The organism is Streptomyces sp. NPDC111744, assembly GCF_055634995.1.
In genome coordinates this window covers 186,722-210,027 of record NZ_JBVKCG010000002.1, presented here as the reverse complement: position 1 = coordinate 210,027, position 23,306 = coordinate 186,722, and the positions used below count along the sequence as shown (strand labels likewise).

Here is a 23,306-nt window from a genome sequence, read left to right as displayed (position 1 = left end):
TGCGTCGTGGGCGGGTGATAAACCCGACGCCGGTATCCAACCGGCAGTAGCTCCCGCATCGTCGCAAATGATCCGAACGTCTCTACGATGCGCGTGGAACGGCCGGGAAGAGGAGAGCCTCTTGAGGGGCGCAGGTCCGACGGCAGGGGCCGGTATCGAGGGGGCGATGCCTTTCATGACGGGGAACGGAAGCTGGGGGACGGCGGCCGCGCGTGCGGCCCGGTTCGTGCGGCGCACGCTGCGCGACGAATGGCACAGCATCGTGGTTGAGCCGGTACGGCAGCTCGTACGGCGTGGTCTCTCCGGGGGCGTGCTGGCGTTCGTGGCCGCGTTCGGTGTCATCTTCTTCCACGACATCGCCCAGCACCCCTTCGGCAGAAGGCTGGTATGGCACCTCGGCGGTGTCACCGCCGACCTTCCCCTGTGGCTGTCCCTGCTGCGCACCCCGATCTCGCTCTACGTCCCCGCGCTCGACCTCCCCGTCTGGGCCGGCATCACCCAGCTCTTCCTCGCCTTCGCCCTCGCCGAACTCAGCCTGGGCCGCGCCCGGACCCTCGCCGTCGCGTACCTCACCACCCTGGCCGGCACCATGACCGCCCGTGTGATGGTCGCGCTGGGCCCCGGCTGGTGGGGCTTCGGCCTGCCCCCGGAGGCCGGCCGGATCCTCGACACGGGGCCGTCCGCCGCAGTGGTGGGCCTGTTCACCTATCTGGCCGTGGTCCGCCGTGCTCCCGTCGTCTTCGCGTTGACCGGCGGTTCGATGGTGTGGGAGTCCATCGCCGTACCGAACCTCGCCGGCCGCGAGCACCTGATCGCTGTGGCCTCGGCGATCGTCCTCGGCCTGCTGAACGGCCGCCGGCTCCGGGTCCCCGCCCGGCTCGCCGAGCGCCTCGGCACCCGTCCGGCCCCGCCCCGGCCCGACCCGCCCGTCCACCGGCCCGACCCGCCCGTCCACCGGCCCGACCCGCCCGTCCACCGGCCCGACCCGCCCGTGCCCCATCCGGGTTACCCCACCACCGCGTACCGTCGCTCCGGGTCCCCTGAGACTCCCCAACCCTCCCGTCTTCCCCGAAACCCCGTAAGTCACGCGGCCGACCCGCCGAACTGCTCAACGACGTCAATGTGATGGTTTTCGCACTTCAGCCGGTCCGGGCAACCCCTAATGTTGCGCGGGCTACGGCAGGGCGCGGCTGACACCATGGTGTTTGTCGCCGGCAGGCTGAAGGGATCCAGGGATGTTCCGCAAGGTGCTGGTCGCCAACCGTGGAGAGATCGCCATCCGCGCATTCCGCGCGGGCTATGAACTGGGCGCGCGCACGGTCGCCGTGTTCCCCCATGAGGACCGCAACTCGCTGCACAGGCTGAAGGCCGACGAGGCCTACGAGATCGGGGAACCCGGCCATCCGGTACGGGCCTATCTCTCCGTCGAGGAGATCGTGGGCGCCGCCCGCCGGGCCGGGGCCGACGCCGTCTACCCGGGCTACGGCTTCCTCTCCGAGAACCCGGAACTGGCCCGCGCCTGCGAGGAGGCGGGCATCACGTTCGTCGGGCCGAGCGCCCAGACGCTGGAGCTGACCGGCAACAAGGCCCGCGCGGTCGCCGCCGCCCGCGCCGCCGGAGTACCGGTGCTCGGCTCCTCCCAGCCCTCCAACGACATCGACGAACTGGTCCGCGCCGCCGACGAGATCGGCTTCCCGGTGTTCGTGAAGGCCGTCGCCGGTGGCGGTGGCCGCGGAATGCGCCGGGTCGAGGACCCGGCCGCGCTGCGCGAGTCCATCGAACAGGCCTCCCGGGAGGCGGCCTCCGCGTTCGGCGACCCGACCGTCTTCCTGGAGAAGGCCGTCGTCGACCCGCGCCACATCGAGGTGCAGATCCTCGCCGACGGCGAGGGCAACGTCATTCACCTCTTCGAGCGCGACTGCTCGCTCCAACGCCGCCACCAGAAGGTCATCGAGCTGGCCCCGGCGCCCAACCTCGACCCGGAGCTGCGCGACCGCATCTGCGCCGACGCCGTCCGCTTCGCCCGCGAGATCGGCTACCGCAACGCCGGCACCGTGGAGTTCCTCCTCGACCGCGCGGGCAACCACGTCTTCATCGAGATGAACCCCCGCATCCAGGTCGAGCACACGGTCACCGAGGAGGTCACCGACGTCGACCTGGTCCAGGCCCAGATGCGTATCGCCTCCGGCGAGACCCTGGCCGACCTCGGCCTGTCGCAGGACACGGTGAAGCTGCACGGCGCCGCCCTCCAGTGCCGAATCACCACCGAGGACCCAGCCAACGGCTTCCGCCCCGACACCGGCCGTATCAGCGCCTACCGCTCTCCGGGCGGCTCCGGCATCCGGCTGGACGGCGGTACCACCCACGCGGGTACGGAGATCAGCGCGCACTTCGACTCGATGCTGGTGAAGCTCACCTGCCGGGGCCGGGACTTCAAGGCCGCCATCGGACGTGCCCGGCGTGCCGTCGCCGAGTTCCGCATCCGCGGTGTGGCCACCAACATCCCCTTCCTCCAGGCGGTCCTGGACGACCCGGACTTCCAGGCCGGGCGGATCACCACCTCGTTCATCGAGCAGCGCCCGTACCTGCTCACCGCCCGCTCCTCCGCCGACCGCGGCACCAAGCTGCTCACCTATCTGGCCGACGTCACCGTCAACAAGCCGCACGGCGAGCGCCCCCACCTGGTCGAGTCGACCACCAAGCTGCCCCCGCTGCCGGCCGGAGAGCCGCCCGCGGGCTCCCGCCAGCGCCTGGTCGAGCTCGGCCCGGAGGGCTTCGCCCGCTGGCTGCGCGAGTCGCCGACCATCGGCATCACCGACACCACCTTCCGCGACGCCCACCAGTCCCTGCTCGCCACCCGGGTGCGCACCAGGGACCTCCTCGCCGTCGCCCCGGTCGTCGCCCGCACCCTGCCCGAACTGCTCTCCCTGGAGTGCTGGGGCGGTGCCACCTACGACGTCGCGCTGCGCTTCCTCGCCGAGGACCCCTGGGAGCGCCTGGCCGCTCTGCGCGAGGCCGTCCCCAACATCTGCCTCCAGATGCTGCTGCGCGGCCGCAACACCGTGGGCTACACCCCGTACCCGACCGAGGTGACCGACGCCTTCGTCCAGGAGGCCGCCGCCACCGGCATCGACATCTTCCGCATCTTCGACGCCCTCAACGACGTCGGCCAGATGCGCCCCGCCATCGAGGCCGTGCGGGAGACGGGCACCGCGATCGCCGAGGTCGCCCTCTGCTACACGGCAGACCTGTCCAACCCGGACGAGCGCCTCTACACCCTCGACTACTACCTGCGGCTCGCCGAGCAGATCGTCGAGGCCGGTGCGCACATCCTCGCCGTCAAGGACATGGCGGGTCTGTTGCGCGCCCCGGCTGCCGCGAAGCTCGTCTCGGCACTGCGCCGGGAGTTCGGCCTGCCCGTCCACCTGCACACCCACGACACGGCGGGCGGCCAGCTGGCCACCTACCTGGCCGCGATCCAGGCGGGCGCGGACGCGGTGGACGGCGCGGTGGCCTCCATGGCCGGTACCACCTCGCAGCCCTCCCTGTCGGCGATCGTGGCCGCGACCGACTACTCGGAGCGTCCCACGGGGCTCGACCTGCGGTCGATCGAGGACCTGGAGCCGTACTGGGAGAGCGTCCGCAAGGTCTACGCCCCCTTCGAGGCGGGCCTCGCCTCCCCGACCGGCCGCGTCTACCACCACGAGATCCCCGGTGGCCAGCTCTCCAACCTGCGCACCCAGGCCGTCGCGCTCGGCCTCGGCGACCGCTTCGAGGACATCGAGGCGATGTACGAGGCCGCCGACCGTATCCTCGGCCGGCTGGTGAAGGTCACCCCGTCCTCGAAGGTGGTCGGCGACCTCGCCCTGCACCTGGTCGGCGCCGGGGTGAGCCCGGAGGACTTCGAGGCCACGCCCGACAGGTTCGACATCCCCGACTCGGTCATCGGCTTCCTGCGCGGCGAGCTGGGCACCCCGCCCGGCGGCTGGCCCGAGCCGTTCCGCACCAAGGCCCTCCAGGGCCGCGGCGCCGCCAAGCCGGTACCGGAGCTGAGCACCGAGGACCGCGAGGGCCTCGCCAAGGACCGCCGCGCGACCCTGAACCGGCTGTTGTTCCCGGCCCCGACCCGCGAGTTCGAGACCCACCGCCAGACCTACGGCGACACCAGCGTCCTCGACAGCAAGGACTTCTTCTACGGCCTGCGCCCGGCCAAGGAGTACGCAGTCGACCTGGAGCCCGGCGTCCGGCTGCTCATCGAACTCCAGGCCATCGGCGAGGCCGACGAGCGCGGTATGCGCACGGTGATGTCCACCCTCAACGGCCAGCTGCGGCCCATCCAGATCCGCGACCGGGCGGCCGCGTCCGACATCCCGGCCACCGAGAAGGCCGACCGCGCCAACCCAGGCCATGTCGCGGCCCCCTTCGCGGGAGTCGTCACCCTCGCCGTGAACGAGGGTGCGGAGGTCGAGGCGGGCGCCACGGTGGCCACGATCGAGGCCATGAAGATGGAGGCCACCATCACCGCCCCGAAGGCCGGCCGGATCTCCCGGCTCGCCATCAACCGCATCCAGCAGGTGGAGGGCGGCGACCTGCTGGTCGAGATCGCCTGAGCCGGCGCCGAGGTGAGGGGAGGGCCGGGTCCGTGCCGGCCCTCCCCTCCGCGGCTACGAGCGGGCGAAGTGCGCGCGCAGATGCGCCTTCAGCAGGTTCGGGTCGCGCTGGGTGGAGTAGGCGCCGCCCGCCACGAACACGTCGCGGCCGTTCACGGCCAGCGAGGTCGGGTTGGACAGGCCGTCCTGCACGGTGAGGACAGTGTCGCGGGCGCCGTCCGGGTGGACCAGGACGACCTCGTTGGACGGGTTCAGCGCGGCGAGCACGACGTCCGAGTGCCCGGGGAAGACGAAGTCGTCGACGCCGGTGAGGCCGGTCGCCCGCGTCTCGATCGTCCCTGCCGAGCCGTCGGCGCCGACCGGGATGCGCAGCAGTGTCCCGCGGTCGCTGTTGGTCACCCAGACCGCGTCCTGGTGCACCTTGATCCCGTTGGCGCCGAAGCCGGTAGCCGGGGCCGGCAGCCCCCTGAGCGTCGTGCCGGTGGCCCAGGCCGTCGGCGTGCCGCCGGTCTGCGGGATGCGCCACACCGTGCCCAGTACCGAGTCGGCGGCGTAGAGCACGCCGTGCCGCTCGTCGAGGGCGAGCCCGTTGGGCAGGCCGCCCGGGGGCAGCTGGGCGATCTGCTCGGGTGTGCCGCCGCCCGCCGGGATGCGCCAGACGCCGGTCTTGCCGGTGCCGGTGGCGTAGTTGACATACAGCGTGCCGTCGTGGGCGCGGGCCAGGCCCAGCGTGACGGCGCCGTCCATAAGGGACGTGCGGGCGTTGTTCTCGGCGGGCAGGGTCGCGAGCACCCGGACCCGGCGCTCCCGGGTGACCTTGGCGACCTGCCGGGCGAACGCGAAGGTCACGTCGACCGAGCCGCCCCGCTCGGTGACGACGTTCTCGGGCGTCTGCCCGTTGGCCAGATCGAAGTGCGCGATGACGTGGGCGTTCGAGACGACCGGCTCGTCGCTCGCGGCCGGAGCCGCCGCGAGCAGGCCGATCATGACAGCGGCCGGGACGACGGCGGCCGGGCGGAGAAATCGGGGCATGTGACCTCTTTCGACGGGAGCGCAAGGCTCCGGCGTACCGGTCACACAAACATGACGGTTGGTCGGCCCCGGCCCGTGTCAGCCCCGGCCGGGACGTCGCCCGCCCGGCGCACGGCGTGGCCCCGCTTGCCGCGCAGCCGGGTGACGGTCCCGCTCAGTTCCACAGCGGGTAGTTCATGACCTGCGTGTATCCCTCCGGCTTGGCGCCGGCGTAGCTCAGGCTCATCCGCGTGAACTGCTGGACGTTCGGATGCTTGGTCCAGGCGGTCGGACGGTCGAGCCGTACGGTCACCTTGTACTCGCGGAAGGTGCCGGCGGCGCAGTACGGCTTGCAGTCGTTCACCGCGTTCACGCCCTGGGCCACCGCCGTGTTGTCGTTCCACTGGGTCCAGTGCATGCCGGTGAGGCGGCTGTTGCCGTCGCCGCAGGCCAGGATGAAGTCGGTCGGCCGGAACAGCTGGTGCCAGACGCAGTCGACGAGCACGGGGTGCTGGGTCGCCCGCGGCGCGGCCGGTGTCGGCGGGGTCGCGGAGGCTGTCGTCATGGCCGCCGTGAGCAGCAGGGCCGCCCCGAGTCCGATCGCCGTTCCCACCACTGGTCTGCGCATGGTCGCTCCCACCAGTTCCGCCGTGCATCTTTCTCTTCGACGCTACGACCGTCCCGCGAGATGTACCACTTGCGCCGGGTTCGCGAGCCCGTTGTCGTCGTGGCCGTCGTAGTCGGCGGTGGTGCGGGAGAAGACCTGGGTGAGCAGGCCGATGACCAGGAAGACCCGGATGAGGACCTTCACGCCGGTGGCCAGGAGCAGCGGCCGGGTCGCGGAGCGGGCCTCCTGCGCCTTGGCGGCCGGCTGGTCGCCGAACAGCCCCTTCGGGTAGACGGGCGTCAGCATGCCGGTGTAGGCGCCGAACCGCATCCGGTAGCGGGCGACCGCGGCCGTCGCCCCGAAGACCGGCCCGGGTAGCCGCCCCAGCACGATCGCGATGATCCAGAAGATCCAGCCGATCGCGAACCAGCCGGCCGCCGCGAAGTTCACGATGATCGCCGCCGGGATCATCAGGATCAGCCGGAACAGCACCGCGAACCGGTTCAGGGTGGTGGGCCGCAGCTCGATCTGCACCGGGTGGTCCGGCGCGGCCAGGGCGAACGGCGGGTAGCGGTCCACCAGAAGCATGGAGCTGGCCGCGACCCGTGTCTCGTACGCCAGGTACGTGGCGAGGAACGAGGCGATCGCGTCGGCCAGCCGGCCCAGGACGAGACCGCGGCCGGACGACGGGAGGACCGATGAGTCGGAGCTGGGGACCACGTCCTCCCGTCACGACGGACGGCCGAGTGGCGGCCCGCCCTGGACATGCGGACGGCATGACCATCGTGCGGCGGAACCCCGGCCCCCGCCAGGCCCGTGCGGCCGAACTCAGCCGTGTTTGACGGTCAGACCGTAGAACGCGACCCGGGCGCCGTTGGTCGTGCTGTCGGAGGACGACTGGTTGTACGAGCCCGCCTTGAAGTACTGCTTGTACGGATTGAAGGAGGACGGAATGGCGTAGTGGGTCGTAGTGCCGTTGACGGTCAGGTCGATGGTGTTCCCGCCGGAGACGGCGATGGTGTAGGTCCAGGTCTTGCCGATCGACACATGGCCCACATTGTGCGTCGTCTGGCCGCCGGACGGGGAGTTCTCGGTGCCGAGGACGATGTCGCCGTTGGAGTGGTAGTACAGCTCCAGCAGGGGCTTGGTGGAGGAGCCGCCGGTGCCGAGGTGGATCTGGCCCACGCACACGTTCGTGGTCACCGAGACCACCCGCAGGGTCGCGCTCATCTTGTGGCTGCCGCTCAGCGACCAGTTGGCGGCGCTGCCGTCGCGGTTCATCTCGCGCAGCTCGGAGCGGGCGTAGTTGGAGTTCGGGGTGGTGACGCCCTTCTCGGGCGCCCAGAAGGTCATCGCGCCGTCGCGGGTGTCGGTGTAGAAGTACGCGTCCTGGTAGCCGCCCGCACCCTGCAGCCGGGAGGAGGGGATGGTGGTCGGTGAGCCGGGGGAGCCGACCGGCTCCTGGAGCTGCCATATGGACAGGTCGAAGTTGCCGCCGGGCGCGACGTTCGGGTCCGCAGCCCCCGCGCTGCCACCGGTGAGCACGGTGAGGGCGAGGGCGAGGCCCGCGGCGGCCGGAGCCGCGAGCAGCCGGGAACGGTTCATGTGGGGGGTCCTTCCGGGAGAGGGCTGCGTCCAGAGCTCGCTGTTCATGTTCGTGAACTTTGGACGCATCCATAACCGTCGATGACCCCTGAAGCTAAAGGTCCGAACCAACCCCGTCAAGGGTTTCAGCAGGCGCCCTCGTCCTGCCAGGGGCCCCACTCAGAGGCGCCGGGCACCTCGTTCTGGGTCCACCACTTGGCCTTCCAGTTGTGGCTGTTGTACGAGACCTCGTTGCCGACCGTGTACACCGCCGTCGAGCTCCACGGGGTCTTGCAGGAGGTGGGCGTCGGGGTCGGCGTCGGGGTGGGCGTGGGCGTGCCGGTCGGCGGGGTCACCCCGGCGAACTTCACCGAGTACTTGGCGAAGTCCCAGTCGCCCTGCGCCACGCTGGAGCAGGTCCCGGACGTGGTGCCGTTGTTGTCGACCGGAGTGCACTGACGGTCGCGGTTCAGGGACCAGAACGTGAAGCGGTCCATGTTGTGGCTCGTGGCGTAGTCGAGCACCGTCTGGAAGTCGGCCTGCGCGAAGTACTCACCGGTGTCGCTGCGGCCGTTCATCCCGGAGAAGCCCTCGTGGGCATAGGCGGTCGCCTGGTCCCAGCCGAAGGTGGACTGCAGGATCGCGTTGAAGTTGGTGAGCGCGCTGGTCTGCGAGGCCGCCCCGCTGAAGCCGCCGTCGAACGGCATGATGGAGAAGTTGTTCGGCGTGAACCCCTGGGACTTCGCCTCCAGCAGCATCTGCTTGCCGAACCAGCCGGTCCCGTCCGCCGTACCGGCCGTGGTGACCGAGACGTACAGGCCCGGGTTGTTCTGCTGGAGGATCTTCGCGGCGCCGATCTCGTTCTTGATCGCCGCGGTGTTCTCGTACTCCGGCTCCTCCAGGTCGAAGTCGATCGCGTGCAGCCCGTACTCCGTGATGACCTGCTGGTAGGCCGCCGCGGTGGAGGCGGCGTCCGCGCAGGTCTGCCCCAGCTTGGTGCCGCCGTAGCCGCCTATCGAGACGGAGACGTCGCCGCCCTTGGCGCGGATGGTGTTGATGACCGACTGGACGGCGGTGTCCGAGGAGACCGCCGCCGTACCGCCCCAGGTGGGGGAGCAGCCGCCGCCGTTGGGGGCCAGGACGAACGCCAGCTGGAAGGCCTTGAGGCCGGTGGCGTCCATGATGGCGGACGCGTTCGGCGGGTTGTTGTCCAGCGGCATCAGATAGGGGGCGGCCGCGTACCACCGGTTGCTGAGCGCGGTGGTCGCGCCCGAGGCGTCGCTCGCGACGAGGGCGGTCGTGCCGGCGGCGGCGAGGGTGACGGCGGCCGCCGCGCCCAGGCATGCGCGAAGGGTTCTCACTGGTGCCTCCAGGGGGTGGGGAGTGGGGGTGCCCAGCTTCCGGAGGTGTCGCGATCACGTCAATAGATTGGACTGGACCAAAGTGCACTTTGGACTAGACCATACGAGTTCTTTACCCGGAGCGCCCGAGTAGTGTCGGCCGCCCGAACCGCACCTTCACGCCGGGGGACCAGAGCATGCTGACCGGCGGCCCGGCAGGTGCGGGCAGACCTGCCGCCTCCACCAACTCGTCATCGAGATCCAGGAGTTCGGCCCGGTGGAGCGGCCATGGCGCATGCTCGTTCGGCAGGTGTGCGGTGCGCCCGTGCCAGGTGACGTGCAGCCCCCAGCGCGCGGTCAGGAAGTGCTCCAGCGGCGACGGCGCGGTGATCGGCGGACCGATCCGTACGACCGCCCGGCTGCCGGCGGCCGGGCTGCGCCGCCGGCAGGTGTAGGAGATCACCTCGCCGTCGCGGCGCAGCCGCATCGTGGACCAGAGGTACGGCAGACGGACCCCGAGCCGGCCCGCCAGTACCGGGAGCAGCCGGGCCGCGTCCAACGACCTGAAGACCACCCCGCGCCGGCCCTGCCCGTCCACCGAGTACAGCCGAACGTTCGTCTCGCAGAAGGTCCCCAGATACGGCAGCCCGGGCCCCGGGCCCAGACCGACGCCCCGCATCAGGAACGGGACGAGGCCGACGTAGCTGACCCCGTCCAGCGTGTCCGGCCGGGTGCCGGCGGGCAGCAGCCCCGCCACCCGCTCCGGCTCCACCGGCCAGTGCAGGAAGGTGAGTTCGTGCCAGCCCTGCACCAGCGTAGGCCGCCGCACGGGCCGTGGGGTGGACGGCGTGATCGGCTCCGGTTCCATGGACAAGGTCTTAGCACGCCAGTGCGAGGCGAGGCTGATGAGGGTACGCGGCCCGGATGCCGTCCCCACCATTCAGGTGATCAGGACTCTCGGACCCCTCACCCCGCCCACCTGGGTGAACTGTGGGCGACCTTCAGGCCTTGGGGGCACCCCCGGGCGCGAGGGCGACCTCGGTCCGGAAACCGTCCGCCAACTCGGCACCGCCGCCTGTCCGTTGGGCCGCCGTGGCCTGACCTTCGGCGGGGCCGGGGGCGTTGCGGTAGGTGCAGGCCGCTGTCCCCGCGGCGAGCAAGGCCGCTGTGAGAACCCCGGGCAGGACGGATCTGGTCGGTAAGCGCATCACCCACCCCTGAGGAAATGGCCGAGGTGGCGGCGACCTGACGGAAAGGACCGGGAAAGTCCGAGTCACCCCACCCCCAGCCCGCCCCGACAGTGGCACTCTTGACAGCGTGCGTACTGTTTCGCGACGTTTGAGCGACACCTCCGGACCGGCGACCCGGTCGTCGGCCGCGGACGGCAGGTGTACGGCGGGAAACAGGAGCTGTTCTTAGCAACGGCAGAACGCGGAAATCCGCGTTATGGGGGGAGGGGTCGCCCATGCGATCCAGAGGTCAGTGCAGAGGTCCGTCCGGCAGTCGGTCCCGGAGTCATGCGCCACACACCTCGTCAACCGAAGGGCGGTTGGTCTGAGGTGGACATCACGATCCACAGACCCGGCGAGCTGACCCAGTCGCTCCGCCGGGCCTGGCACCACGCGATGGACGAGTCACCGGAGTACGCCAATCCCTTTCTGGCCCCGGAGTTCACGATCGGCGTCGGCAGACACCGCGGGGGCGTAAGGGTGGCGGTCCTTCGCGACGCCGGCGAACCCGTCGGCTTCTTCCCGTACGAGCGCAACGCCCTCGGCGTGGGCCGGGCCATCGGCCTCGGCCTCTCCGACTGCCAGGCACTGGTGCACCGGCCCGGAGTCACCTGGGACGCCCAGGAGCTGCTGAGCGCGTGCGGGATGTCCATCTTCGAGTTCGACCATCTGGTCGCCGAGCAGAGGCCGTTCGCCGGTCATGTCACCGGTACCTTCGCGTCACCGGTGATCGACGTCAAACCCGGCGACGGCGGCTACCCCGAGTGGCTGCGCGCCACCTATCCCGGCCTGGCGAAGACCACGCTGAAGAAGGAACGGCGCCTCGGCCGCGACGTCGGCGACCTTCGCTTCGAGTTCGACGAGCGCGACCCGGCGGCCCTGCGCACCCTGATGCGCTGGAAGTCCGCCCAGTACCGGCGGACCGGACGCATGGACCGCTTCGCCCGCCCCTGGATCGTCGACCTCGTGGACCATCTCTTCCACGTCCGCGAGGAACACTTCACCGGCGTGCTGTCCGTGCTCTACGCGGGCGACCGCCCGGTGGCCGCGCACTTCGGGCCGCGGTCGGGCACCGTGCTCGCCGCCTGGTTCACCGCCTACGACCCCGAACTGCACTACTACTCGCCCGGGTTGATGATGCATCTGCGCACCGCCGAAGGCGCGGCGCGCGGCGGTGTGACCCTCGTCGACCTCGGGCGCGGCGACAAGGAGTACAAGGACTGGCTCAAGACCCGCGAACTGCGGGTGAGCGAGGGATTCGTCACCCGCACCCACCCGGTGGCCGCGGCGCACCGCCTGTGGCGCCGCCCGGTCCGCGGGTTGCGCAACACCGTCCTCGCCCACCCTCGCCTGCGCGACCCGGCGGACCGGCTGCTCAAGACGGTCGGCACCCTGCGCGCCTCACGCCGCGCCGACGGGCTGCGCAAGGGGTGAAACCCACCGTCCTGACCACGAGCCCGCCCCGCCCGCCGGTCCGTCCCGTGGTCAGGACGCACTATGATCCTGTAAGGGTGGAAATCCAGGGGTTTGCCCTGGGAGGCTGCCGCCACGGCCGGAGTGATCCATGCGCCGTAAGCTCTCCATGGACGACGACGAGCTGCTGGTCAGACTGAGGTCGCTCACGGCCCAGGCACGCGAGCGGGCCGAGTACCAGCGCTCGCAGGTCGAGCTGGCCATCGCCCTCCAGCGCGGCATGCTGCCCCGGGACCTGCCCGACGCCCCCCGCTTCCATCTGGCCGTCCGGTACGCGCCCGCCTGCTACGGACTCAACGTGGGCGGTGACTGGTACGACGCCTTCACGCTGCCCGAGGGCCGTGTAGCCCTGTCCATCGGTGATGTCCAGGGCCACAACATCGAGGCGGCCGCCTTCATGGGCCAGGTCAGGGCGGGGCTGCGGGCGCTGGCCTCGGTGACCAGCGAGCCGGGCGAACTGCTCGCCCGGACCAACGACCTGCTGGTCTCCCTGGGCAGCGACCTCTTCGCCACCTGCACGTTCATGCGGCTCGACCCGGAGACCGGTGTCCTGGAGAGCGCCCGGGCCGGCCATATCCCGTTCGTCTGGGCCACCGCCGACGGAAAGTCCGGGGTCGGCGAGGACGAGGGCGGTCCGCCGCTGGGCATCGATCCGGGCATCGGGTACCCGGTCTCCCGGTTCCGGCTCACCACCGGAGGCATGTTCGTGCTGCTCACGGACGGGGTGGTGGAAGGACCGTCGATGAACATCGAAGAGGGACTCGACCAGGTGGCTCGGCTCGCCGGTATCGCCGCCGTCGCCGGTCTTGAGGCGCAGTCCCTGGCCGCCGCCGTGATCAAGGGCGCGGAACAGGTGGGCCACGAGGACGACGCGGCGGTCCTGGTCGTGGGCCACGACGGCCCCGGCCTCACGCCGTAGCGACACGGCCACCGGCGGGGGACGCAAACCATGGGGTCGTCGGCGGTGGCCCATCATGTTCGTCCCGGGACGACCGGCGACCGCCGTCGGCGGGGCACGCCAGCCGGCCCGGGCCTCGGCGGCGTCCTTCAGGTCGGCCGCAGGTTCACCGGCGGCCGGCACCGCCGGGGTGTACGAATCACGGCACCGGCCGGGTATCCAAACCAGGAGCCGTGGGCAGGGCCATTTCCGTCGCTACGGGCCGCCGGCGGCCGGCGTCGGCCCGGGTCGTCAGCCGGGGGTGTCTCCCGCCTCGCCGACCTGGGTGGCTCGGTGTCTGATGGCTGCTGTGGTGGGTATCCAGGAACTGCGCCGACCGGCCGTCTTCGCCCTCCGGACGCTGGCCGTCGCCGCCTGCTACTACGCGTCCGGGCAGCTCGGCCTGCTGCGCCGGCTCGCCGTCGAGGACGCCGTCGTCACCCCCATCTATCCGCCGACCGGTGTGGCGCTGGCCTGTCTGCTGGTTTTCGGCCTGGGCTGCTGGCCGGGCATCACGCTCGGCTCCTTCTTCCTCGTCCTGTCGCTCACCGTGCCCGGTCCCCAGGTGGTCGTTCTTCTCCTCGCCAACACGGCTGCCCCCGTGTGGGCGTACCTCATGCTGCGCCGGGTCGGCTTCCGCACCGAGCTGAGTCGGCTGCGGGACGGCCTCGCCCTGGTGCTCCTGGGGGCGCTCACCGCCATGCTGCTCAGCGCCACCGTCGACGCGGCCCTGCTGGTGGCCGTCGGCCAGCTCGCCGCGGACAGTTTCTGGCCGGTCTGGCTGGCGTGGTGGGTCGGCGACGCGATGGGCGTCCTGATCGTCACCCCGGTCCTGCTGGTGCTGCTCGGCGCTCGCTGGCCCCCGCCGCTCGCCCGCTGGAAGGAGGCACTGGCCCTCGCGGTCGTCACCGCCGTCCTGGTCCCGGCGGCCACGTACAGCACCGTGAGCGTGCTCTTCCTCGTCTACCCCCTGCTGATCTGGGCCGCCCTGCGGTTCCGGCTCCTGGGGAGCATGCTGTGCGCCCTGTTCACGTCGGTCGTGGCCACGATCGCCGCGACGGATCACGCCGGTGCCTTCGCCGGCCTCACGCGTGTCGAGGTGATGCTGAAACTGCAGTCCTTCAACGGCTCCATGGCGCTGACCGCGCTGCTGCTGTCGGCCTTGATCACCGAGCAGCGCAACACCCGGCTCTCCGTCGAGGAGGCCTGCCAGGAACTGGCCGAGGCCCTGGAACACCTCACCGCACACGATGCCCCGGCCGGGCGCTCCGGGCCGGAGGCGGAGGAACCGCGGCCCGAACGAGACGAACGGTGACCGGGCGGTCGCCCGGTCACCGTTCGCATGCGGGGGTCCGTGGTCAGACGGTGCCGCTGGCCGTGATCTCGATCTTGGCCTTCGGCGCACCGCTGCGGGTGCCGTAGCCCTCGATCCTGTCGACGATGTCCGAGCCCTCGACGACCTCACCGAAGACCACGTGCTTGCCGTCCAGCCACGGCGTCAGCACGGTGGTGACGAAGAACTGCGAGCCGTTGGTGTTCGGGCCGGCGTTGGCCATGCTCAGCAGGTACTTGCGGTCGTGCTTGAGCTGGAAGTTCTCGTCCGCGAACTTCTCGCCGTAGATGCTCTTGCCGCCGGTGCCGTCACCGCGGGTGAAGTCACCGCCCTGGAGCATGAACTCGGGGATGACCCGGTGGAAACCCGAACCGGCGTAGCCGAAGCCGTTCTGTCCGGTGGCGAGCTCACGGAAGTTGCGGGCCGTCTTCGGTACGACGTCGTCGAACAGGTTGAACACGATCCGGCCGGCCGGCTCGTTGTTGATCGAAATGTCGAAGTAAACGTTGTCGCTCATGCAGGTCAACCTATCGCGAACCGTCCCCCGGTCCCTCCCACGGGGCCGGAGAAGCCGGGGTGTCGGGTCACCGGAGCCGCTCAGGCGCCCGTGAGCGTCCGCAGGAGTGCCCGGCCGGCCGGCCAGTCGCCGAGCCCGCTCGCGGAGTTGAGGTGCCCGTGCGCGCCGACGGAATGCCAGGGTGCCCGCCAGCCGGAGGCCAGCGCGGCGGCGGCCGTGGCGTCGCCGTACGGGTCGTCGTCGCTCGCCACCACCAGTGCGGGGCACGGCAGCGGGCGGGCGGACAGCTCAACGAACGTCGGCGCGGCCGAACCCGGGAACATCGGTCCCCGCGGATCGGGCGGCGCGGCCAGGAAGGCCAGGACCCCCTCGGGCCGCGCCGACCCGAGCCACTCGGCGGCCGCCCAGCAGCCGAGGCTGTGCGCCACCAGCGCCACCCGGCCGTCCCGCGCCACCGCACTGTCGTAGGCGGCCCGCACCGCGGCCACCCACTGAGGCAGGTCGGGCCGCGTCCATGAGCCGGGGGCGATCCGAACCGCCGACTCGCCCCACTCCGCCTCCCACCGGCTCTGCCAGTGCTTGTCGTCCGATCCGTCGATCCCGGGGATGATGACGTACGCGACCATCGCCGACCGCCCCTTCCGTCGTGGCCCGGCCCTTCCCGGGCCCACCCTGAGGGCGAGTGCACACACGCCGAACGCCTCGAAGAAGTCGTGGACTCCCTCGCCCGCTGCGGCCCGGTCACCACATCCCTCGTACTACGCGGTTATCCGCCCAAGCCCCTGCCCACCAGTTCTCAGTACCGCTTGCCCAGCCGCTCCAGCACGGCCTGGGCCATGGCCGCCTCCCCCTTGGCGTTGGGGTGGGCCGGGGCCGCCGGTGAGGTCGGCTGGAGGGGCTCGATCCAGCGGTCGGCGGGCGCCTTGCACATGTCGTGGCCGATGGTCGGACCGTAGGTGTCCACGTACCGGGCGCCGTTCCAGGCGGCGACCACGCGCAGCATGAGGTTCAGCCGTTTCCCCACGTCCCGCAGGTAGGGGAAGTCCTTGGCGGCGAACGGCACCGTCGGATAGCAGCCGCTGCCGTCGTCGGGGAGCAGGTCGGGGTAGCCGACGACCAGGATCTGGGCGTGCGGGGCCCGGGCGTGGACGGCCCGCAGCACCTTGTCGACCTTGGGCGCGGTCTGCGCGATGTTGAGCGTCAACTGGTCGCTGCCGGAGGCGTTGTAGTACCGCTGGCAGGGGTTGCCCGTCAGATCCGTGGCACCGAGGGTCGCGCAGGTGCCGATGATGGGGCCGAACCCGATGTCGTTGCCGCCGATCTGGACCGTCACCAGATCGGTGTCCCGCCGAAGGGCGTCGAGCTGAGGCCCGTTGGTGCCCTGCGCCTTCCACATCTCCGCGGTCGTCGCACCGCCACAGCTCACGTCCTTGAACGCGCTGACGTGCCGCGCCGCCGCCACCAGCGAGGGGTAGTTGTGGTCCGAGCGGGCGCAGTTCGCGTCGGCCTGCGTCGGGATGACGGGGCCCGAGGTGTAGGAGTCGCCGAGCGCCACATAGCTCGTGCCACGGTCGTGGCCGCCGTGGTGCCCGCCGCCGTGGGCCGCGGCCGGTGTCGTGGACGCGGCCACCAGGGCGCAGCCGCCCAGCGCCGCCGCCACGGTGGCCTTCCGCCGGTGCCGTCTCGCCGAACCGTCGGACGGGGTGCCGTACGCCATGGAGATCCCCCTGGAACCAGGACGCGCACGGAACCGGTCCCGACGGGCGGCCCGCACGCGTGTGTCGGGGGTCTGTATACCGCCCGGTAGGAGTCCGTAGCCAGAGGCTGGACGCAATGAACTGGATCGAGTAACTCGCCTGGCCCACACGGGGATCGGGTCCGGACGGCGGCCGGGTGTCACCCTCCGCGATTGAAGTGGGAAACCGATCGGTTTACGATGGTCGCAGTCGTCGGAAACCGATCGGTTTCCGGGCTCTGTCCCATGTCTGGAGTGTGGATGTCATGACCGCGATCAAGGACTCCGTCGTCCTCGTCACCGGCGGTAGCCGCGGTATCGGAAAGGCGCTGGTGGAAGAGCTGTACGCACGCGGCGCCGGCAAGGTCTACGCCACCGCTCGCGACCCGCGCACCGTCACCCACCCCGACGCGGTGGCGCTGGCGCTGGAGGTGACCGACCCCGACTCCGTGGCCGCGGTCGCCGAACGGGCCCAGGACGTCACCCTCCTGGTCAACAACGCGGGGGTGGCCACCGGAACCCGCTTCCTGACTTCCTCGCTCGACGACATCCGCCGCGAGTTCGAGATCAACTTCTACGGACCGCTACTGCTCACCCGCGCCTTCGTCCCGGTCATCGAGCGCAACGGCGGCGGCCACATCCTGAACGTCCACTCGGTGCTCTCCTGGGTCGCCGAAGGCGGTGCCTACAGCGCCTCCAAGTCGGCCCTCTGGTCGCAGACCAACAGCCTGCGCCTGGCGCTCCAGTCGCGTGGCATCGGCGTCACGGGCCTGCACATGGGCTATGTCGACACCGACATGGCGGCCCAGGCCGACGGCCCGAAGGCGAAGCCGCAGGACATCGCCGCGGCCGCTCTCGACGGTGTCGAGTCGGACGCCTACGAGGTACTCGCCGACGACATCACCCGCTGGGCCAAGGGTGCCCTGTCCGGCGACCTCGCCGCCATGTACCAGCAACTCGCCCAGTGACCTGGGTTCCCTGTTGGGGCCTGCCTGCCCGGCGGATCGTGCCAGGCATCGTTCATTTCCCGCGACCTGGTCCGCCGGGCAGCACGCCTGGGCCGCCGACCTCCCTCCGTCCGGTCGCGGAGGGGTGACCGTTGAAATTTCCGGTGCCGAAGGGTTGCCGGGAAGTTGCCTCATCACTTAAATCAAAACCTGAACTAAGCCGCGGGGTGCGCCGTTTGCGCGTGCCCCGAGCATCACTTCAGGGAGCCGCTGATGAGACTGAGATCCCTGGGCGTAGCGCTCGCCGCCATGGCGGCGCTGCTCGCCCTGCCCACCGTGCACGCGCCGGCGGCCCAGGCCGCCGACACCCTGTTGTCCCAGGGGAAGACGGCCACCGCCTCCTCCGAGGAAAACGGCGGGACCGCCGCGGGGAACGCGGTCGACGGCAACACCGGCACCCGCTGGTCGTCCGCCTTCACCGACGACCAGTGGCTCCAGGTCGACCTCGGCGCCACCGCCACGGTCAACCAGGTGGTCCTCAACTGGGAGACCGCCTACGGCAAGGACTACAAGCTCCAGATCTCCGCGAACGGCAGCAACTGGACCGACCTCACGTCGGTCACCGGCGGGGACGGCGGCACCGACACCCTCGCCGTCTCGGGCCAGGGCCGTTACGTCCGGATGCAGGGCGTGCACCGTGCCACCCAGTACGGCTACTCGCTCTGGGAGTTCCAGGTCTTCGGCACCACCACCGGCACGCCCCCGGTCCAGGGCGGCGGCGACCTCGGCCCGAACGTGATCGTCGTGGACCCGTCCACGCCGAACCTCCAGCAGAAGTTCGACTCCGTCTTCGCCCAGCAGGAGTCCGCCCAGTTCGGCACCGGCCGCTACCAGTTCCTGCTCAAGCCGGGCACCTACAACGGCATCAACGCCCAGATCGGCTTCTACACCTCGATCTCCGGCCTCGGCCTCAACCCCGACGACACGCAGATCAACGGCGATGTCACGGTCGACGCCGGCTGGTTCAACGGCAACGCCACGCAGAACTTCTGGCGTTCGGCGGAGAACCTCGCCATCACGCCGTCGAACGGGACGGACCGATGGGCCGTGGCTCAGGCGGCCCCCTTCCGTCGTATCCACGTCAAGGGCGGTCTCAACCTCGCCCCGAACGGCTACGGCTGGGCCTCCGGCGGTTACATCGCCGACTCGAAGATCGACGGCACGGTCGGCCCGTACTCCCAGCAGCAGTGGTACACCAGGGACAGCTCGGTCGGCGGCTGGACCAACGGCGTCTGGAACATGACCTTCTCCGGCGTCCAGGGCGCGCCCGCGACCAACTTCGACTCCGGCCCGTACACCACGCTCGACACCACCCCCGTCTCGCGTGAGAAGCCGTTCCTGTACCTGGACGGCAGCGCCTACAAGGTCTTCGTCCCGGCCAAGCGCACCAACGCCCGGGGCGTCTCCTGGCCGGCGAACGCGGGTACCTCGCTCCCGCTGGACCAGTTCTACGTCGTCAAGCCCGGCGCCACCGCGGCCACCATCAACGCGGCCCTCGCCCAGGGCCTCAACCTCCTCTTCACGCCGGGCATCTACCACCTCGACCAGACCATCAACGTCAACCGCGCCAACACCGTGGTCCTCGGCCTCGGTCTGGCCACCCTGGTCCCGGACAACGGCGTAGACGCCATGCACGTCGCCGACGTCGACGGGGTGAAGCTCGCCGGGTTCCTCATCGACGCGGGCTCGGTCAACTCCGACACACTGCTGCGGATCGGCGACCCCGGTTCCAGCGCCGACCACTCCGCCAACCCGACCAGCATGCAGGACGTGTTCGTCCGCATCGGCGGTGCCGGACCCGGCCTCGCCACCAACTCCGTGGTCGTCAACAGCAACAACGTCATCATCGACCACACCTGGCTCTGGCGCGCCGACCACGGCAGCGGAGTCGGCTGGGACACCAACCGCGCCGACTACGGCCTCCGGGTCAACGGCAACGACGTCCTGGCCACCGGCCTGTTCGTCGAGCACTTCAACAAGTACGACGTCTACTGGAACGGAGAGAGAGGGCGCACGATCTTCTTCCAGAACGAGAAGGCCTATGACGCCCCGAACGCCGCCGCCATCACCCACGACGGCGTCGTCGGCTACGCGGCCTACAAGGTCGCCGACACCGTGACCACCCATGAGGCATGGGGGCTGGGCAGCTACTGCAACTACACGGCCGATCCCACGATCGTGCAGTCCAACGGCTTCCAGGTGCCGACCGGCTCGGGCATCAAGATGCACGACCTGCTGGTGATCTCCCTCGGCGGCATGGGTCAGTACGCCCACGTCGTCAACACCACGGGAGCACCGACCTCGGGGACCAGCACCGTGCCCTCCAAGGTGACGCAGTTCCCCTAGGCCCTGTCGTCTCCGGGCGACGACAGGACCAAGCCGGCTAGGCCGTCGGCCGCCGGGCCGGGCGCCGCAGCAGCAGCCGTCGCGCGGGCCGCTCCACGCCCTCGTAGAGGAGCCAGGACAGGCCCAGCGACACGGCGAACGCGACGGTGGCGACGGTCGCCCCGGTGAGCAGGCCGAAGCGCGGGCGGGTGCCGAGCAGTTGGGTGCCCGCCCGCAGCACCAGCAGATGGACCATGTAGAACGCGAACGACAGCTCGCCGAGGCGCACCAGCCAACGGCGGCGCCACAGCGAGGGCAGTCCGCGCAGGTCGGCGACGGCCGCCGCCGGGATGAGCAGCGCGAAGCCCATGATGGTGCAGGCGGTGGCCGCGTACTCGTCGGTGACCTGGGGGACCAGGAAGTATCCGATGATCGCCAGTGCGAGCGAGGCCTCCAGGCCGGGGCCGCGCCAGCGGCCGAGCAGCACCAGCCGTGCGGCGGCCGCGCCGAGCACGAACTCGGGCAGCCGGGCCGCCGGGAAGGAGCTGATCGGCTGGTCCCACCAGTGGTGGGCGTCCGTCCAGGCCAGCACCAGCACCGCGAGGACGGCCAGCGCGGCCAGCAGTGCGGCGCCCCGCGCGCCCAGCCGGCGCAGCAGCAGGGCCAGCAGCGGGAACGCGGCGTAGAAGAAGGCCTCGCAGGCCAGCGACCAGCTGACCGGGTCCAGCGTCTGCCACCACGGCCGCCACCAGGAGTGCACCAGGAGGACGTCGGCCAGGCCCTGCGGCAGGGTCGGCTTCGACTGGCGGGGCAGCGTGACCGCCATGACCAGGGCGATGACGACGGTCACCAGGTGCACCGGATAGACCCGGGCGACGCGCCGCCACCAGAAACGCCGAGCCCGGTCACCCGGCCGCGCGGACCACATCAGGACGAACCCGGACAGCACGAAGAAGAACGACACCCCTGAGGCGCCTGCCTCGAACCCCCAGGACATGAAGCGGGCGGCGGTGCCGCCGAAATAGCGGAAGTTGTGCACGTGCAGTCCGAAGACCAGCAGCGCGGCCATCCATCTCAGCCCGGTGAGGGACGGCAGCGAGGGGGCGGGGGCGGACGACTGGCTACGGGACGGTGGCGCGGCGGCCGGAGCGGTAGGAAGGGCCTTGGTCGCCGTCGTCATCAAGTCACCTGCCGGTGGGTTCGCGCGTGGAGCATGAAACGGAGCGTTGCCCGTTCCACACCTTTCATTCCGGCCTCGTGCGAACATCACACCAACGCCGAGCAGTGGCCTCGGCCAAACGGGCCGCAGCGGCCGGAAGGGTGGGTGCGACCCTACCCGGACGGCCGACACGGACGGCGGCCCTCGCCGTGCGCAGTACCGCCTGGCCTGACGCCCTGGCCCGGGCTTTCGCACCCAGGCGGCGTGTCGGGACATGCGACACGAACGGGGGCGGTCATCCTTCGCCGTGTTGACGCCGCTATGACGGGGGCCGCGTGGCGGCGGAGCTCGGCCGGCTCTCGGACGGCGTGACCCGCACCGCCGACGGAGTCGTCGACGCTACGCGGGTGGGGGTCTGCGTGGTGGGGCTCCTCCTGGGCGGGACGCTGGGGATCGGCGTGGGGCTGGCGGGTGCCGAAGACGCCGGGGGACGGTGCGGGGCCGTAGGGCTGACAGCGGGCGGCGCCAGGGGGACTCGCGGGGACGTCGGTGCCGGGGGCGCCGTCAGATGCATCGGCAGGGCGACGAGGAGGGCGACGGCACAGGTCACCCCGGCCCCGGCCGCCGTACGCACCAGCCGGCGGCGGTTCGCGGTGCGCCGGATCTCCTCGTACCGGCCCGGCGGCGGGCCCAGATACGCGGTCGGCGGCCGCAGGACGACAGCGAGGGGATCGTCGGGGCCGTCGAACTCCGGCTCCGCGTCAAAGCGTGTGGTCAAGGCTTCTCCTCAGATGGACGCGGAGCAGTTCACGGGCCGCGTGCAGATCGGCCTTGACGGTTCCTTCCTTGCGCCCGGTCAGCTCGGACACCTCCCGGATCGGCATGTCAGCGTAGTAGTGCAGCAGGATCGGCACGCGCAGTCGCTCCGGCAGCGACTGCACCAGCAGCCGTACCGAGGGGTCCGTCTGTTCGGGGTGCGGGCGGGTCGCGGCCTCCGAGCCGACGCGGCGCACGGTCCGGCGCTCGCGCTCCATCTTGCGCCAGTGGTCCCGGACGAGATTGGCCGCGGTGACATAGAGGAAGCCGCGGGGCTCCTCCACCGACGTCCACCGGGCCCACAGCCGGGTGAACGCCTCCGAGGCGATCTCGTGCGCCGTCTCGTCGTCGTCGACCAGGCGGCGGCACCAGCCGGCCAGGCGTGGGTACAGGGCGGCGAACAGCTCGGACGCCGCCTTGTCACGGGACCGTTTCAACGTTCTCCAGAGTCGATGGGCTCGTCGAGGGCGATGAGGAGGATGCGGAACCGGGGGCCGTGAGTTCCACCGGTGCCGCATCCGTATCCGCCGGGTCAGGGTGTCGTGCCGGTCAGCGTGGCGAAGACGATCACGTTGTCGAGGTAGCCGTCGCCGCCCCGCGGGCCGCCGCAGGTGATCAGCCGCAGCTCCGGGCGGTCCACGTCCCCGTACACGTCCTCGGTCGGGAACTTTGCCTTGGCGACCGTACGCACCTCGTCGACGGTGAACACCGCCGACCGGCCGTTCTCCAGACGCGCCACCGCCTGCTCGCCCCGGTGCAGCTCCCCGAGCCGGCGGAAGACGCCGTCACCATAGGCGCCGACCGTGACATGGCCGAGGATCACCGACGGGCCGACCTGCCCCGGGGTGGGGGAGTGGCGGTACCAGCCGGCCCGGTCGTGCGCGGTGATCGGCGGTACCTGCACCGTGCCGTCGGCCGCCAGGCCCAGCCGCAGCAGCGGGGTGTCGACGCCGATCGCCGGGATGCGCAGCCGGACCGGCACGGAACGCCCGAGCGCGGTCGGCGTGGCGGACGGCGAGGGCGCCGGCGGCTGCTCGCGGTGGACGGTGGTGGCCGTCCGGTGAGTTGCCTGCCCCGCACAGCCCGCCAGCAGCGAGGCCGTCGCGGCGGTGACGAATGCGCGCCTGGAGAGCGAGGTCATGCCCCGGTCGCCCGGCGGCGGCGCACGGCGAACACCACGGCGCCCGCGACGAGTGCCGCTGCCGTGCCTCCGCCGATCAGCGCCTCCTCGGACCCGGAGCCCGAGGACGGCTCCCCCACCCCGGTGTCGGGCGCGCCCTTGGGCACGGCGGCGACCTGGCCCCGGTCCCGGGCCGGTGCGGGGGTCGACGCCCGGGTGGGCTCGGCGGAGCGCGCCTCGGTCGGGACGGGGGAGGGGTCCGCGGAGCGGGCGGACGGTGCCATGGTGGGGACCGGGCTCGGGGTGGCGCTGTCGGCGAACGCGGGGACGGTGCCCGCCAGGACGGCGGTGCAGGCGAGTGCCGTGGCGCTCAGGACGGTTCGGCCAGTTCGGCGCATGAAGACGCTCTCTTTCGTCGGCCCGCCGTGGTCAGGGCGGGCTGAGTAACGGATCGAGCGGAGAGACGACCCGGCGCCGGGTCAGGTTGTAAAGGGATGGCAAAG

General features: G+C 71.1%; 22 protein-coding genes. 7 read left to right on the top strand and 15 right to left on the bottom strand.

Translation table 11 applies throughout. The annotated features are described in order from the left end of the window. Nucleotides 1-175 precede the first annotated feature (175 nt). Nucleotides 176-1,126 carry a hypothetical protein gene (locus ACZ7OO_RS04985; protein WP_471501586.1) on the top strand — a complete coding sequence of 317 codons (951 nt, stop codon included), beginning with the start codon at nt 176-178 and terminating at the stop codon, nt 1,124-1,126. Nucleotides 1,127-1,235: 109 nt separating this feature from the next. Next, nucleotides 1,236-4,610 carry a pyruvate carboxylase gene (locus ACZ7OO_RS04980; RefSeq protein ID WP_471501584.1) on the top strand — a complete coding sequence of 1,125 codons (3,375 nt, stop codon included), beginning with the start codon at nt 1,236-1,238 and terminating at the stop codon, nt 4,608-4,610. Nucleotides 4,611-4,664: 54 nt separating this feature from the next. Here the strand turns inward: ACZ7OO_RS04980 and ACZ7OO_RS04975 are convergent, their stop codons facing one another. The 7 genes from ACZ7OO_RS04975 to ACZ7OO_RS04945 all read right to left on the bottom strand — a co-directional run bounded on the left by ACZ7OO_RS04975 (nt 4,665) and on the right by ACZ7OO_RS04945 (nt 10,360). Beyond that, on the bottom strand, nt 4,665-5,642 hold the full coding sequence (locus ACZ7OO_RS04975; protein WP_471501582.1) for an SMP-30/gluconolactonase/LRE family protein: 978 nt from the start codon (nt 5,640-5,642) through the stop codon (nt 4,665-4,667). A 154-nt stretch (nt 5,643-5,796) separates the two neighbouring features. Continuing rightward, nucleotides 5,797-6,249, bottom strand: a complete 453-nt coding sequence (locus ACZ7OO_RS04970) for a hypothetical protein (protein ID WP_471501580.1) — start codon at nt 6,247-6,249, stop codon at nt 5,797-5,799. 42 nt (nt 6,250-6,291) lie between these two features. Further along, entirely contained in the window at nt 6,292-6,948 is a 657-nt protein-coding gene (locus ACZ7OO_RS04965; protein ID WP_471501578.1) for a DUF4389 domain-containing protein, read from the bottom strand. Between the two features lie 108 nt (nt 6,949-7,056). Then, complete coding sequence (locus tag ACZ7OO_RS04960; RefSeq protein WP_471501576.1) at nt 7,057-7,833, bottom strand: polysaccharide lyase family 7 protein; 777 nt, start codon at nt 7,831-7,833, stop codon at nt 7,057-7,059. Nucleotides 7,834-7,958: 125 nt separating this feature from the next. Then, entirely contained in the window at nt 7,959-9,173 is a 1,215-nt protein-coding gene (locus tag ACZ7OO_RS04955) for a carbohydrate-binding protein (protein WP_471501574.1), read from the bottom strand. Between the two features lie 112 nt (nt 9,174-9,285). After that, the gene (locus ACZ7OO_RS04950; protein ID WP_471501572.1) at nt 9,286-10,020 is read right to left on the bottom strand and encodes a YqjF family protein; all 735 of its coding nucleotides are present in this window, start codon (nt 10,018-10,020) and stop codon (nt 9,286-9,288) included. Nucleotides 10,021-10,153: 133 nt separating this feature from the next. Continuing rightward, nucleotides 10,154-10,360, bottom strand: coding sequence for a hypothetical protein (locus ACZ7OO_RS04945; RefSeq protein ID WP_471501570.1), 207 nt, complete (start codon nt 10,358-10,360; stop codon nt 10,154-10,156). Nucleotides 10,361-10,711: 351 nt separating this feature from the next. On the opposite strand from ACZ7OO_RS04945, the gene ACZ7OO_RS04940 reads away from it, so the two are divergent. From ACZ7OO_RS04940 to ACZ7OO_RS04930, 3 genes are all read left to right on the top strand, one after another. Next, nucleotides 10,712-11,815 (top strand): GNAT family N-acetyltransferase, encoded by a 1,104-nt coding sequence (locus tag ACZ7OO_RS04940; protein ID WP_471501568.1) that lies wholly within the window; start codon nt 10,712-10,714, stop codon nt 11,813-11,815. A gap of 130 nt (nt 11,816-11,945) precedes the next feature. Then, nucleotides 11,946-12,773 carry a PP2C family protein-serine/threonine phosphatase gene (locus ACZ7OO_RS04935; protein ID WP_471501566.1) on the top strand — a complete coding sequence of 276 codons (828 nt, stop codon included), beginning with the start codon at nt 11,946-11,948 and terminating at the stop codon, nt 12,771-12,773. A gap of 319 nt (nt 12,774-13,092) precedes the next feature. Continuing rightward, complete coding sequence (locus tag ACZ7OO_RS04930; RefSeq protein ID WP_471501564.1) at nt 13,093-14,106, top strand: MASE1 domain-containing protein; 1,014 nt, start codon at nt 13,093-13,095, stop codon at nt 14,104-14,106. A gap of 43 nt (nt 14,107-14,149) precedes the next feature. Here ACZ7OO_RS04930 and ACZ7OO_RS04925 read toward each other — a convergent pair whose 3' ends face one another. The 3 genes from ACZ7OO_RS04925 to ACZ7OO_RS04915 all read right to left on the bottom strand — a co-directional run bounded on the left by ACZ7OO_RS04925 (nt 14,150) and on the right by ACZ7OO_RS04915 (nt 16,358). Beyond that, nucleotides 14,150-14,641: a peptidylprolyl isomerase gene (locus ACZ7OO_RS04925; protein ID WP_471501562.1), complete on the bottom strand. Its 492-nt coding sequence runs from the start codon at nt 14,639-14,641 to the stop codon at nt 14,150-14,152. An 80-nt stretch (nt 14,642-14,721) separates the two neighbouring features. Further along, a complete protein-coding gene (locus ACZ7OO_RS04920) occupies nt 14,722-15,267 on the bottom strand; it encodes an RBBP9/YdeN family alpha/beta hydrolase (RefSeq protein ID WP_471501560.1) in 546 nt (181 codons plus the stop codon). Between the two features lie 170 nt (nt 15,268-15,437). Further along, nucleotides 15,438-16,358: an SGNH/GDSL hydrolase family protein gene (locus tag ACZ7OO_RS04915; RefSeq protein ID WP_471501558.1), complete on the bottom strand. Its 921-nt coding sequence runs from the start codon at nt 16,356-16,358 to the stop codon at nt 15,438-15,440. Nucleotides 16,359-16,642: 284 nt separating this feature from the next. On the opposite strand from ACZ7OO_RS04915, the gene ACZ7OO_RS04910 reads away from it, so the two are divergent. Next, the gene (locus ACZ7OO_RS04910; RefSeq protein ID WP_471501556.1) at nt 16,643-17,344 is read left to right on the top strand and encodes an SDR family oxidoreductase; all 702 of its coding nucleotides are present in this window, start codon (nt 16,643-16,645) and stop codon (nt 17,342-17,344) included. A gap of 252 nt (nt 17,345-17,596) precedes the next feature. Next, nucleotides 17,597-19,729 (top strand): discoidin domain-containing protein, encoded by a 2,133-nt coding sequence (locus tag ACZ7OO_RS04905; RefSeq protein ID WP_471501554.1) that lies wholly within the window; start codon nt 17,597-17,599, stop codon nt 19,727-19,729. Between the two features lie 37 nt (nt 19,730-19,766). Here the strand turns inward: ACZ7OO_RS04905 and ACZ7OO_RS04900 are convergent, their stop codons facing one another. The 5 genes from ACZ7OO_RS04900 to ACZ7OO_RS04880 all read right to left on the bottom strand — a co-directional run bounded on the left by ACZ7OO_RS04900 (nt 19,767) and on the right by ACZ7OO_RS04880 (nt 23,201). Continuing rightward, nucleotides 19,767-20,888 carry an acyltransferase family protein gene (locus ACZ7OO_RS04900; protein WP_471501552.1) on the bottom strand — a complete coding sequence of 374 codons (1,122 nt, stop codon included), beginning with the start codon at nt 20,886-20,888 and terminating at the stop codon, nt 19,767-19,769. Nucleotides 20,889-21,186: 298 nt separating this feature from the next. Beyond that, complete coding sequence (locus ACZ7OO_RS04895; RefSeq protein ID WP_471501550.1) at nt 21,187-21,645, bottom strand: hypothetical protein; 459 nt, start codon at nt 21,643-21,645, stop codon at nt 21,187-21,189. After that, nucleotides 21,629-22,120 carry an RNA polymerase sigma factor gene (locus ACZ7OO_RS04890; RefSeq protein WP_471501548.1) on the bottom strand — a complete coding sequence of 164 codons (492 nt, stop codon included), beginning with the start codon at nt 22,118-22,120 and terminating at the stop codon, nt 21,629-21,631. Before ACZ7OO_RS04890 ends, ACZ7OO_RS04895 begins: the two co-directional genes overlap by 17 nt. Nucleotides 22,121-22,215: 95 nt before the next feature. Then, nucleotides 22,216-22,824 (bottom strand): class F sortase, encoded by a 609-nt coding sequence (locus ACZ7OO_RS04885; protein ID WP_471501546.1) that lies wholly within the window; start codon nt 22,822-22,824, stop codon nt 22,216-22,218. Then, complete coding sequence (locus tag ACZ7OO_RS04880; RefSeq protein WP_471501544.1) at nt 22,821-23,201, bottom strand: sortase-dependent protein; 381 nt, start codon at nt 23,199-23,201, stop codon at nt 22,821-22,823. The genes ACZ7OO_RS04885 and ACZ7OO_RS04880 overlap by 4 nt, the downstream gene beginning before the upstream one ends. Between the last annotated feature and the right edge of the window lie 105 nt (nt 23,202-23,306).

Excerpts from the sequence above, each read along its gene's own strand:
- ACZ7OO_RS04985 (WP_471501586.1), top strand. The coding sequence starts at position 176 with ATGACGGGGAACGGAAGCTGGGGGACGGCGGCCGCGCGTGCGGCCCGG.
- ACZ7OO_RS04980 (WP_471501584.1), top strand. The coding sequence starts at position 1,236 with ATGTTCCGCAAGGTGCTGGTCGCCAACCGTGGAGAGATCGCCATCCGC.
- ACZ7OO_RS04975 (WP_471501582.1), bottom strand. The coding sequence starts at position 5,642 with ATGCCCCGATTTCTCCGCCCGGCCGCCGTCGTCCCGGCCGCTGTCATG.
- ACZ7OO_RS04970 (WP_471501580.1), bottom strand. The coding sequence starts at position 6,249 with ATGCGCAGACCAGTGGTGGGAACGGCGATCGGACTCGGGGCGGCCCTG.
- ACZ7OO_RS04960 (WP_471501576.1), bottom strand. The coding sequence starts at position 7,833 with ATGAACCGTTCCCGGCTGCTCGCGGCTCCGGCCGCCGCGGGCCTCGCC.
- ACZ7OO_RS04950 (WP_471501572.1), bottom strand. The coding sequence starts at position 10,020 with ATGGAACCGGAGCCGATCACGCCGTCCACCCCACGGCCCGTGCGGCGG.
- ACZ7OO_RS04945 (WP_471501570.1), bottom strand. The coding sequence starts at position 10,360 with ATGCGCTTACCGACCAGATCCGTCCTGCCCGGGGTTCTCACAGCGGCC.
- ACZ7OO_RS04935 (WP_471501566.1), top strand. The coding sequence starts at position 11,946 with ATGCGCCGTAAGCTCTCCATGGACGACGACGAGCTGCTGGTCAGACTG.
- ACZ7OO_RS04930 (WP_471501564.1), top strand. The coding sequence starts at position 13,093 with ATGGCTGCTGTGGTGGGTATCCAGGAACTGCGCCGACCGGCCGTCTTC.
- ACZ7OO_RS04925 (WP_471501562.1), bottom strand. The coding sequence starts at position 14,641 with ATGAGCGACAACGTTTACTTCGACATTTCGATCAACAACGAGCCGGCC.
- ACZ7OO_RS04920 (WP_471501560.1), bottom strand. The coding sequence starts at position 15,267 with ATGGTCGCGTACGTCATCATCCCCGGGATCGACGGATCGGACGACAAG.
- ACZ7OO_RS04915 (WP_471501558.1), bottom strand. The coding sequence starts at position 16,358 with ATGGCGTACGGCACCCCGTCCGACGGTTCGGCGAGACGGCACCGGCGG.
- ACZ7OO_RS04910 (WP_471501556.1), top strand. The coding sequence starts at position 16,643 with ATGACCGCGATCAAGGACTCCGTCGTCCTCGTCACCGGCGGTAGCCGC.
- ACZ7OO_RS04905 (WP_471501554.1), top strand. The coding sequence starts at position 17,597 with ATGAGACTGAGATCCCTGGGCGTAGCGCTCGCCGCCATGGCGGCGCTG.
- ACZ7OO_RS04900 (WP_471501552.1), bottom strand. The coding sequence starts at position 20,888 with ATGACGACGGCGACCAAGGCCCTTCCTACCGCTCCGGCCGCCGCGCCA.
- ACZ7OO_RS04885 (WP_471501546.1), bottom strand. The coding sequence starts at position 22,824 with ATGACCTCGCTCTCCAGGCGCGCATTCGTCACCGCCGCGACGGCCTCG.
- ACZ7OO_RS04880 (WP_471501544.1), bottom strand. The coding sequence starts at position 23,201 with ATGCGCCGAACTGGCCGAACCGTCCTGAGCGCCACGGCACTCGCCTGC.